Origin of the sequence: Citrobacter freundii complex sp. 2024EL-00216 (assembly GCF_043945515.1) — a bacterium.
In the GTDB taxonomy this organism is placed as follows: domain Bacteria; phylum Pseudomonadota; class Gammaproteobacteria; order Enterobacterales; family Enterobacteriaceae; genus Citrobacter; species Citrobacter portucalensis.
Map to the genome: position 1 here is coordinate 61,237 of NZ_JBIMRA010000019.1, position 9,861 is coordinate 71,097.

9 protein-coding genes, 2 tRNA genes, 1 rRNA gene and 1 pseudogene are annotated in these 9,861 nt (G+C 50.8%); 4 read left to right on the top strand and 9 right to left on the bottom strand.

Features of this window, described 5'->3' with window-relative positions:
- Positions 1-52: 52 nt before the first annotated feature.
- Together ACHHZ7_RS19975 and dnaQ are read right to left on the bottom strand one after the other, a co-directional pair.
- Positions 53-129: transfer RNA gene (locus ACHHZ7_RS19975), tRNA-Asp, on the bottom strand.
- 133 nt (positions 130-262) lie between these two features.
- Positions 263-991 carry a DNA polymerase III subunit epsilon gene (dnaQ, locus tag ACHHZ7_RS19980; RefSeq protein ID WP_100247263.1) on the bottom strand — a complete coding sequence of 243 codons (729 nt, stop codon included), beginning with the start codon at positions 989-991 and terminating at the stop codon, positions 263-265.
- On the opposite strand from dnaQ, the pseudogene rnhA reads away from it, so the two are divergent.
- Positions 945-1,523, top strand: a pseudogene (rnhA, locus tag ACHHZ7_RS19985) (ribonuclease HI). The gene dnaQ and the pseudogene rnhA sit on opposite strands and share 47 nt — an antisense overlap.
- On the opposite strand, the gene ACHHZ7_RS19990 reads toward rnhA, so the two are convergent.
- Entirely contained in the window at positions 1,520-2,242 is a 723-nt protein-coding gene (locus tag ACHHZ7_RS19990; RefSeq protein ID WP_048214878.1) for a class I SAM-dependent methyltransferase, read from the bottom strand. The pseudogene rnhA and the gene ACHHZ7_RS19990 overlap by 4 nt on opposite strands.
- 33 nt (positions 2,243-2,275) lie before the next feature.
- Between ACHHZ7_RS19990 and gloB the strand changes: the two genes are divergently transcribed.
- Positions 2,276-3,031, top strand: coding sequence for a hydroxyacylglutathione hydrolase (gene gloB / locus ACHHZ7_RS19995; protein WP_057068753.1), 756 nt, complete (start codon positions 2,276-2,278; stop codon positions 3,029-3,031).
- A gap of 71 nt (positions 3,032-3,102) precedes the next feature.
- On the top strand, positions 3,103-4,461 hold the full coding sequence (mltD, locus tag ACHHZ7_RS20000; RefSeq protein ID WP_032942416.1) for a murein transglycosylase D: 1,359 nt from the start codon (positions 3,103-3,105) through the stop codon (positions 4,459-4,461).
- 49 nt (positions 4,462-4,510) lie between these two features.
- Here the strand turns inward: mltD and ACHHZ7_RS20005 are convergent, their stop codons facing one another.
- The 3 genes from ACHHZ7_RS20005 to ACHHZ7_RS20015 all read right to left on the bottom strand — a co-directional run bounded on the left by ACHHZ7_RS20005 (position 4,511) and on the right by ACHHZ7_RS20015 (position 7,465).
- A complete protein-coding gene (locus ACHHZ7_RS20005) occupies positions 4,511-5,281 on the bottom strand; it encodes a class I SAM-dependent methyltransferase (protein ID WP_060682714.1) in 771 nt (256 codons plus the stop codon).
- Between the two features lie 76 nt (positions 5,282-5,357).
- Entirely contained in the window at positions 5,358-6,158 is an 801-nt protein-coding gene (locus tag ACHHZ7_RS20010; RefSeq protein WP_008783770.1) for an endonuclease/exonuclease/phosphatase family protein, read from the bottom strand.
- Between the two features lie 131 nt (positions 6,159-6,289).
- On the bottom strand, positions 6,290-7,465 hold the full coding sequence (locus tag ACHHZ7_RS20015; RefSeq protein ID WP_060683751.1) for an MFS transporter: 1,176 nt from the start codon (positions 7,463-7,465) through the stop codon (positions 6,290-6,292).
- 104 nt (positions 7,466-7,569) lie between these two features.
- Between ACHHZ7_RS20015 and yafC the strand changes: the two genes are divergently transcribed.
- Positions 7,570-8,484: a DNA-binding transcriptional regulator YafC gene (yafC, locus tag ACHHZ7_RS20020; protein WP_060682716.1), complete on the top strand. Its 915-nt coding sequence runs from the start codon at positions 7,570-7,572 to the stop codon at positions 8,482-8,484.
- Between the two features lie 21 nt (positions 8,485-8,505).
- On the opposite strand, the gene dkgB is transcribed toward yafC, so the two are convergent.
- From dkgB to rrf, 3 genes are all read right to left on the bottom strand, one after another.
- The gene (dkgB, locus tag ACHHZ7_RS20025; protein ID WP_060682717.1) at positions 8,506-9,309 is read right to left on the bottom strand and encodes a 2,5-didehydrogluconate reductase DkgB; all 804 of its coding nucleotides are present in this window, start codon (positions 9,307-9,309) and stop codon (positions 8,506-8,508) included.
- 164 nt (positions 9,310-9,473) lie between these two features.
- A tRNA-Asp gene (locus tag ACHHZ7_RS20030) sits at positions 9,474-9,550 on the bottom strand.
- 192 nt (positions 9,551-9,742) lie between these two features.
- Positions 9,743-9,858: ribosomal RNA gene (gene rrf, locus ACHHZ7_RS20035) — 5S ribosomal RNA — on the bottom strand.
- Positions 9,859-9,861 lie beyond the last annotated feature (3 nt).

Here is a 9,861-nt window from a genome sequence, read left to right on the forward strand (position 1 = left end):
GGGCTAAAACGACGAAAGCCTGAATCATTTCTGATTCAGGCTTTCTGAATAGTGGCGGAATGGACGGGACTCGAACCCGCGACCCCCTGCGTGACAGGCAGGTATTCTAACCAACTGAACTACCACTCCGCGTTGTGTTCCGCTTGGGAACGAAGCGAATATTACGGATTGCCTCGCGCCTCGTCAACGCTTTTTCTCACGTTTTTAATCGTTTGCTGCAAAAATCACCCGAATGGCCATTTTCATACGGTAAACGTACAAACTATGCCCGCCAGAGGCAACTTCCGCCTTTCTTCTGCACCAGGTCAAGGCGTGACTCATGGGCCGCTAACTCTTCATCAGTAGCGAAAACAACGCGTAGTTTGCTGGACTGTCGCACAATACGCTGGATCCCCGTGTCATTCTGCTGCTGGCTGTCGCCTTCTATTGAGAACGCCATCGTGGTCTGCCCGCCGGTCATCATCAGATAAACGTCGGCCAGAATCTGGGCATCGAGCAATGCGCCGTGCAGGGTTCGTTTACTGTTGTCTATCTCATAGCGCGAGCATAACGCATCAAGGCTGTTTCGCTTGCCAGGAAACATTTTCCTCGCCAGCGCCAGGCTATCGGTTATTTTGCAAAATTCATTCGTCTTCGGAATATCACGCTTGAGCTTCGCGAATTCGTAATCCATAAAGCCGATATCGAACGATGCGTTATGGATGACCAGCTCCGCGCCGCGAATGTAGTCGAGAAACTCGTCGGCTACATCGGCAAACGTAGGTTTATCGAGCAGGAATTCGTCTGCGATTCCGTGTACGCCGAACGCTTCCGGGTCCACCAGCCGATCCGGCTTCAGGTAAACGTGGAAGTTATTGCCGGTCAGGCGGCGGTTCACCACTTCAACCGCACCGATCTCAATGATCTTGTGGCCTTCATAGTGGGCGCCAATCTGGTTCATACCGGTGGTTTCGGTATCGAGGACGATCTGTCGTGTAATTCCAGTGCTCATAACGGTCATTTATGTCAGACTTATCGTTTGATTTCGATTTGCTAAAACAGGAAGTCTACCAGAGATGCTTAAACAGGTAGAAATTTTCACCGATGGTTCTTGCCTGGGAAATCCAGGGCCTGGTGGTTATGGGGCGATTTTACGCTATCGCGGGCGCGAAAAAACCTTTAGCGAGGGCTACAACCTCACCACTAATAATCGCATGGAGCTGATGGCGGCAATCGTTGCGCTGGAAGCCCTGAAAGAACAGTGTGAAGTGATACTCAGCACGGACAGCCAGTATGTGCGTCAAGGCATTACGCAGTGGATCCACAACTGGAAGAAGCGCGGCTGGAAAACAGCAGATAAAAAACCGGTGAAGAACGTCGATCTGTGGAAACGTCTCGATGCCGCGCTGGGGCCGCATCAAATCAAATGGGAATGGGTTAAAGGCCATGCGGGCCATCCGGAAAACGAACGCTGCGATGAGCTTGCGCGCACCGCGGCCATGAGCCCGACTCAGGATGATATTGGGTATCAGACTGAGGCTTAAGCGTCCGGTTTACGGTATTGCCGGGTCGCGCCAACGGCATGACGGATAGGCGTTTTGCTTTTATTTTGTTTCATCGGGTTGAGCGTAAGCGGAATGGTTCGCTTGCGCGCAACCACCAGCTGTAAACAGCCCAGCGCGGGGATATGGGCACTTAACATTTTCCCGCCCTTCTTGTTCCAGGGCAGAACATGAAAACGACTATAGTGCAGCACTTCAAAATTCAGTAATGATAGCCAGTCCAGTTGACGCATGAGGGTAAACATCCGACTGTTATAGGGCGATGTCTTGCGCAATACGGGCACCAGTTTACGCAATCCCATCAAGCTTACCGGGTTAAAACCGCTCAGAATCAACCAGCCGTCATCAATCAACACGCGATCGGCTTCACGCAGTAGGCGATGCGGATCGGAGCACCACGGTAACGTATGGGCCAATAAACAGACATCCACGGACTTATCGGCAAAGGGAAGATGCAAAGGATCGGCCGTCACCTGCATGGGAGATCCCTGCAAAGAAACATTTACCTGATGAGAAACCGCGCACGCTTCAGAATCGATTTCTGCGCTTAAATTACCAACCTTAAGCAGATGAAAACCGTACATTTTTGCAAACCACGGGTTAAGCTGATGCTCCAGCGCCTCACGATAGTGTTCGCCCCAGGGCAAATCATCCCAGCTAACGGGCGCTACGACAGTTTGAGGGATCCTTGCCGGTTTCATCACAACCTTCCGTTACGCATTGAGAGGTAATATATGAATCTTAACAGTATTCCTGCATTTCAGGACAATTACATCTGGGTCCTGTCAAATAATGACCAGCATTGTCTGATTGTGGACCCGGGTGAAGCGGCTCCTGTTTTGAAAGCCATTGCAGAGCATAACTGGGTGCCGGAAGCCATTCTGCTAACCCACCATCATCAGGATCACGTTGGTGGAGTGAAAGAACTCCTGCAACATTTCCCACAAATAGTGGTATACGGACCGGCTGAAACGCAAGATAAGGGAACGACACACGTAGTCGAAGATGGCGATATTGCACTCGTTTTGGGGCATGAATTTAGGGTAATTGCTACTCCTGGTCACACTTTAGGACATATCTGTTACTTTAGCCATCCTTACTTATTTTGTGGTGACACGCTCTTTTCTGGCGGTTGCGGTCGACTTTTCGAAGGTACAGCAACTCAAATGTATCAATCACTTAATAAAATAAACGAACTTCCTGACGATACATTAATTTGTTGCGCACATGAGTACACATTAGCAAACATGAAGTTTGCCTTAAGCATTCTCCCGCACGATTCGTTCATAAATGAATATTATCGTAAAGTTAATGAGTTACGCGTAAAAAAACAAATGACACTACCCGTAATTCTGAAAAATGAGCGGCGAAATAATCTTTTTTTGAGAACGGAAGATATTGATTTAATTAATGAAATTAACAAAGAAACAATATTGCAACAACCTGAAGAGCGTTTTGCCTGGTTAAGGTCAAAGAAAGATACGTTCTGACAATTCCGGGTTGCCTTTTGAAAACTTCGCCGTTATGATCGGTCGTCTTTTAAGCAACTATTGACACACACATGAAGGCAAAAGCGATATTACTCGCCTCTGTCCTGCTTGTTGGGTGCCAGAATACTGGTAACGTCCAACAACACGCACAGAGCCTTTCTGCAGCTGGTCAAGGGGAAGCAGGAAAGTTTACAAGTCAGGCGCGATGGATGGACGACGGAACATCTATCGCTGCTGATCAAGATTTGTGGGCTTTCATTGGTGACGAGCTAAAGATGGGAATTCCGGAAAACAGCCGGATTCGCGAACAGAAACAGAAGTATTTACGCAATAAGAGCTATCTCCACGATGTAACTTTACGGGCAGAGCCGTATATGTACTGGATAGCCGGGCAGGTTAAGAAACGTAACATGCCTATGGAACTGGTACTACTACCCATAGTGGAGAGCGCTTTTGATCCTCACGCAACGTCTGGCGCCAATGCCGCAGGTATTTGGCAGATCATTCCGAGCACGGGGCGCAATTATGGTTTAAAACAGACCCGCAGTTATGATGCACGTCGCGACGTTGTGGCTTCCACCACCGCCGCGCTGGACATGATGCAGCGTCTGAACAAGATGTTTGATGGCGACTGGCTGCTGACCGTTGCTGCTTATAATAGCGGTGAAGGTCGTGTCATGAAGGCAATCAAAACGAACAAAGCTCGTGGTAAACCCACTGACTTCTGGTCGTTGCCATTGCCTCAGGAAACGAAGCTATACGTGCCTAAAATGCTGGCATTGAGCGATATACTCAAAAACAGCAAACGCTATGGCGTACGTCTGCCAACAACAGACGAAAGCCGCGCGTTGGCACGTGTTCGCCTGAGTAGCCCGGTTGAGATGGCTCAGGTTGCTGATATGGCGGGTATTTCCGTCAGCAAGCTGAAGACCTTCAATGCAGGCGTGAAAGGCTCCACATTGGGTGCCAGCGGCCCGCAATATGTGATGGTGCCAAAGAAGCATGCAGAGAAGCTGCGTGAGTCTCTGGCTTCAGGCGAAATTGCAGCCGTGCAGTCAACGTTGGTCGCGGATAACACGCCGCTGAACAGTCGTAGCTACAAAGTTCGCTCTGGCGATACGCTTTCTGGCGTCGCGTCACGCCTTGGCGTGAGCACCAATGACCTTAAGCAGTGGAATAACCTGCGCGGGTCATCCCTGAAAGTGGGTCAAAACCTGACGGTGGGTGCGGGTACCAGCGCACAGCGTCTGGCGAACAACAGCGATAGCATCACCTATCGTGTGCGTAAAGGCGACTCGCTGTCGAGCATTGCCAAACGTCACGGGGTTAACATCAAAGATGTCATGCGCTGGAACAGCGATACGGACAATCTACAGCCAGGCGATCAGCTCACGTTGTTTGTGAAAAACAACGGAATGCCGGACTCCTGATAGCATTGTAGAAATGAAGGCACTGGATTCCCCCCAGTGCCTTTTTTATTTATCCCGCTTTATGTGCCTCAACCATTATCGTGTCGCTGGTAAACGAGCCATCTTCCTGTAACGCAAAGTAGGCTTTCACATCTGCAGAAGCACTTTGTTGGTATGCACGAATCGCGTCGCTCAACGCCGCGGGCGTGCGCATCCTCGCGACCCACGAACTGAACTCCAGTGGCAGGCGATCGGTTAACAAAGTATCGGCAATCAAATTGGCATCGTTGATTAACGACAGCCACTCTCCACTGGAATAGTTACGAACGTGCGAGGTATCACGTAACGCCTCCACGGTTTGCAACCAGATATCACGTACTGGGTGGCCTGGCGACATCACATCCATCACAATTAATACACCACCGGGCTTCAGAATGCGGTTCACTTCCCGCAGCGCGCGTCCGACATCATGCCAGTGATGCGCAGAATAGCGGCTAATCACCACGTCAAATTCGCTATCTTCAAATGGCAGACTTTCGGCATAACCCTGGCGTGTGGCGACATTCTCCAGGCCTCTGTCATTTGCCGCCTCAGCGACCACCTCAAGCATCTGCGACGATAAATCATAAGCCACAACCTGCTTTACGTGTTGCGCGGCTACAAAGCTGGCATGCCCCGCTCCACATCCCATATCCAACACACGGGCCTGCGGAAATGCCGACAACCTTTCCCCCAGACGCAGCAAGTCACGGCCAGAGGCGTGCACCGCACTGGTTAAATAGGCATTAGCCTGAGAGCCAAACTGTTTTTCGACGTTGTCATGGTGAGAGCGTGTTGTCATTGTGTTGTCCTTCGGTTGTTGTGAAATAGGAAGGGCAACCATCACAGGCCTGCCCTACGGCAGACCTGACACACCGTTATTGTTCAGGTTTGCCGGGACTGAATTCAACGAGTAGCGGGTTGTGATCGGATGCACGGGTGACCAGCACAGAGGCTTCACTCACGTTCAGACCACGATAGAACACAAAATCGAGAGGGCGACCAAACGCGCGTCGGCGCTGATCGTCAGTAAAACGTACCTGGCGCAGCGACATTTCACGCGCAAAGCGGTACAGCGCATTCATCCGTCGACGGCTCCAGGCATTGAAATCGCCGGCCATAATAACCGGACCGCTGTGATGAGCGATCTGATCGCCAATGGGAAGTAACTGCTTACTATAAACATCGACGCCGAGGCTAAAGTTAACCGCGTGGATATTCACCACCATTAATAATCGAGAGTCAGGCAGCGGATACACCGTTACCAGAGCCGATTTCGCCAGCCGTAAAATAGGCTCACGCTCGCGCAATGGACAACAGTAAACAGGATGAGCAGCAGAGAGCGTCATGACGCCAGAGGGATGCTGAGGCAGCACAAAGGCAGGAACCTGATCGGCAGCAAGGTAGTTAGCGGTCGCAAACTGCACCAGTTCTGGCGTGGTTTGCGCTTCCTGTAATAATACCAGATGCGCATCTTTGCCAAAATTCTTCAGCACCGACTGCCATTCTGCGCGCTGCTGTTTAAAAATATTCCATACCAGCACGCGAATGCGGTCTTCACTGCTTAACGGAACGCCTGCGGGTAATGCCTGGCCAATATGCGCAAACGACCCCGGCGGTAAAATCCGCTCGGCGGGTTGTCCGGCAACATAACGCATGGCATAGGTGTTTTTTCGCACTTTAGACTTTCAAACCTCTGTAACGTCAACCAGTCCGCAGCCGGACTGGTTCTTCTGTTATAGGGATTTTAGCACTCACTTTCAACGAACAATTGCAGTTTGTTTTGTAAGTGGGCGCTTACATCAATGATTTACCCCAGAGCAACACGCACGGGTTTATCAAGACGACCGCTGACACCCATCAGCAGAAAAGCTACCAGAACAATGAGGGCGCCAATCCACGGCGTCTGTGCTAAACCATAATGCTCGACCGTTTGCCCGCCAATCACTGACCCCAGCGCAATCCCAATGTTAAACGCCGCAATGTTTAACCCTGACGCCACATCTACAGCATTTGGCGTAAATTGCTCAGCTTTCTGTACCACGTAGACCTGCAATCCCGGTACGTTACCAAAGGCAAAGATCCCCATCACCAGAATGGTAGCCAGCGCGGCGTACTGCGTGGAGGCCGTCAGTTGGAAGACCATCAGCAGAACAAACAGCGCGGCGAAAATGAATTTCAGCGCAGGAACCGCACCATGTTTATCCGCCAGCTTACCGCCCCAGATATTACCGATAGCCACTGAAACACCGTAACCCAATAAGACCCAGCTTACTGCTGCCGGGGAGAACCCCGCCAGATCCTGCATCATCGGTGCAAGGAAGGTGAATGCCGTGAATACACCGCCGTAGCCCAGTGCCGTAACGGCGTAAATCAGCAACAGACGGGGATGAGTCAGCACCTTCACCTGGTCGCGAATGCTGGCGGCAGCACGACCGGGAATGTTGGCAGGGATCAGTAACTGGCTACTGATCAGTGCAATCACGCCTAACATTGATACCGCGAGGAAAGTCTCACGCCAGCCAAAGTGCTGACCGATAAATGTTCCCAGCGGCACGCCGGTGACCAGCGCCACCGTTAAGCCACCAAACATAATGGCAATGGCGGAAGCTGCTTTCTCTTTTGGCACCAGACTTGTCGCGATGGTAGAACCAATCGAGAAGAATACGCCGTGTGCCAGCCCAGTCAGCAGACGAGCGACAATGAGTGTCATATACCCGGGTGCCTGCCATGCCAGCAAATTCCCCGCCGTAAACAGAACCATCAGCGCAACCAGTAACTGTTTACGTGGCAGGCGTCCGGTCAGAGCGGTCAGTACCGGTGCGCCAATTGCCACACCCAGCGCATAGATTGAAACCAGCATCCCGGCGGAAGGTAACGAGATCGCCAGCTGTTGAGCGATGGTCGGCACCAGACCAACAATCACAAACTCAGTAGTGCCTATAGCGAAGGCACTTATTGTTAGTGCAAATAAAGCGAGAGGCATAAATAACTCCGTAACATCAGTAATCAGATGACACGCAGTATGCCTGGATGTTTTAATGACAAAAATATTCAAAATCTCAATATAATTTTGCGTCAGGTGCAAAAATGAAAGCAACCTCCGAAGAACTCGCAATTTTTGTGGCGGTAGTGGAAAGCGGCAGCTTTAGCCGGGCGGCAGAACAGCTTGGACAAGCCAATTCCGCGGTCAGCCGGGCAGTAAAAAAGCTGGAGATGAAACTGGGCGTCAGTTTGCTTAATCGCACGACCCGACAGCTAAGCCTGACCGAAGAAGGAGAGCGCTACTTCAGGCGGGTACAGCAGATACTGCAAGAGATGGCTGCAGCAGAAACGGAAATCATGGAGTCGCGGAATACTCCGCGCGGCCTGCTGCGCATCGACGCAGCAACACCGGTGATGTTGCATTTCCTGATGCCACTAATCAAGCCGTTCCGGGAACGGTATCCCGAGATGACGTTGTCTCTCGTCTCCTCAGAAACATTCATAAATCTTATTGAACGAAAAGTGGATGTTGCTATACGAGCGGGTACACTGACTGACTCGAGTCTACGTGCGCGTCCGCTATTTACCAGCTATCGTAAGATTATTGCCTCACCGGACTACATTGCCCGTTTTGGCAAGCCAGAGAGCGTCGAGGAGTTAAACCAGCATCTGAGTCTGGGGTTTTCCGAACCAGTTTCACTCAATACCTGGCCGATTGCCTGTAGCGACGGACAGCTGCATGAGGTCGAGTGCGGAATTTCTTCCAACAGTGGAGAAACGCTAAAACAGCTTTGCCTGAATGGCAACGGCATCGCATGTCTTTCAGATTATATGATAGATAAAGAGATCGCGCGGGGTGAACTGGTGGAGTTATTGGCAGATAAACGTCTGCCGGTAGAGATGCCTTTTAGCGCAGTTTATTACAGCGATCGTGCCGTCAGTACGCGCATCCGGGCATTTATTGACTTTTTAAGTGAATATATAAGAACAGCTCCCGAAGGAGCTGTGAAAGAGGGTTAATGGGTACAGAGGGTCAGGCAATTAATCCCAATCAGGGGCCAGGCCTTCCGGGCTGACCAGACGATCGTTGCAGTCCAGTGCCGCGATCGCTTTTTTATCTTCGGCATCCAGATGCAGTTCCAGCGCCAGCAGGTTGCTTGCCAGGTTTTCACGTTTGGTAGAAGAAGGAATTACGGAGTAACCTTCCCCCATTGCCCATGCCAGAATAACCTGCGCCGGGGTCGCGTTATGTTTAGCGGCAATGTGCGCAATCACTTCATCTTTCAGCGCTTTACCGTAAGCCAGCGTCATGTAAGAGGTGATGTGGATACTGTGTGCTTTCGCCCAGTCAACCACCTTACGGCTCTGCAGATACGGAGACAGCTCAATCTGATTGGTCGCAATGTTCTCTGCACCTACTGCGGCAATGGCTTTTTCCATCAGCGGAATGGTGAAGTTTGAGATACCAATTTCGCGAGTCAGCCCCTGCTGTTTTGCTTCGAGCAGCGCCTGCATGAATTCCTCAACAGATACCGCATCACCTGGAGATGGCCAGTGGATCAGCGTCAGATCGACATAATCTGTACGCAACTTCTTCAGGCTTTCTTTCAGGCTTGGGATCAGTTTTTCTTTGCTGAGATTTTCAATCCAGATCTTGGTGGTGATATACAGCTCGTTACGCGGTACGCCACTTTCGGCAATCGCCTGACCAACAGCCGCTTCATTATCATAGATTTGTGCAGTGTCGACAGCACGGTAGCCTAGCTCAAGCGCCGTTTTAACAGAAGCGATAACCACGTCGTCTTTCAGGCGGAAAGTACCTAAACCGAATGCAGGGATAGTCATAGAATTCCTCTTTATAATCACTATGTTCGTTAACTGAGAGGATTATGAGCTTAAGCTCTTTATAGAAAAAGAGTGAAAAATGCAGAGGATTTTTGCGGATTCAGCAATAATTAAATTGCAAACAAAGAAAAAGCCCTAAGCGTTAGCTCAGGGCTCTTAATAAGTGGCGGAACGGACGGGACTCGAACCCGCGACCCCCTGCGTGACAGGCAGGTATTCTAACCAACTGAACTACCGCTCCACCGAATTTCTTTGTCACCACCCGGATTCTTCATCCCGGTTTACTGCAATTTGATGCCTGGCAGTTTATGAATCACTTTGTGATTCACCCTTCGGGCCGTTGCTTCGCAACGTTCAAAAGCTTTCGCTTTTGTCCTACTCTCTATCGAGTAGTGAACTGCCTCGAAAGTCAGTGCCATACTTCTAATTTGATGCCTGGCAGTTCCCTACTCTCGCATGGGGAGACCCCACACTACCATCGGCGCTACGGCGTTTCACTTCTGAGTTCGGCATGGGGTCAGGTGGGACCACCGCGCTACAGCCGCCAGGCAA

Bases quoted from the DNA above. Each gene is read 5' to 3' on its own strand.
- dnaQ (WP_100247263.1), bottom strand. From the start codon at position 991: ATGAGCACTGGAATTACACGACAGATCGTCCTCGATACCGAAACCACC.
- ACHHZ7_RS19990 (WP_048214878.1), bottom strand. From the start codon at position 2,242: ATGAAACCGGCAAGGATCCCTCAAACTGTCGTAGCGCCCGTTAGCTGG.
- gloB (WP_057068753.1), top strand. From the start codon at position 2,276: ATGAATCTTAACAGTATTCCTGCATTTCAGGACAATTACATCTGGGTC.
- mltD (WP_032942416.1), top strand. From the start codon at position 3,103: ATGAAGGCAAAAGCGATATTACTCGCCTCTGTCCTGCTTGTTGGGTGC.
- ACHHZ7_RS20005 (WP_060682714.1), bottom strand. From the start codon at position 5,281: ATGACAACACGCTCTCACCATGACAACGTCGAAAAACAGTTTGGCTCT.
- ACHHZ7_RS20015 (WP_060683751.1), bottom strand. From the start codon at position 7,465: ATGCCTCTCGCTTTATTTGCACTAACAATAAGTGCCTTCGCTATAGGC.
- yafC (WP_060682716.1), top strand. From the start codon at position 7,570: ATGAAAGCAACCTCCGAAGAACTCGCAATTTTTGTGGCGGTAGTGGAA.
- dkgB (WP_060682717.1), bottom strand. From the start codon at position 9,309: ATGACTATCCCTGCATTCGGTTTAGGTACTTTCCGCCTGAAAGACGAC.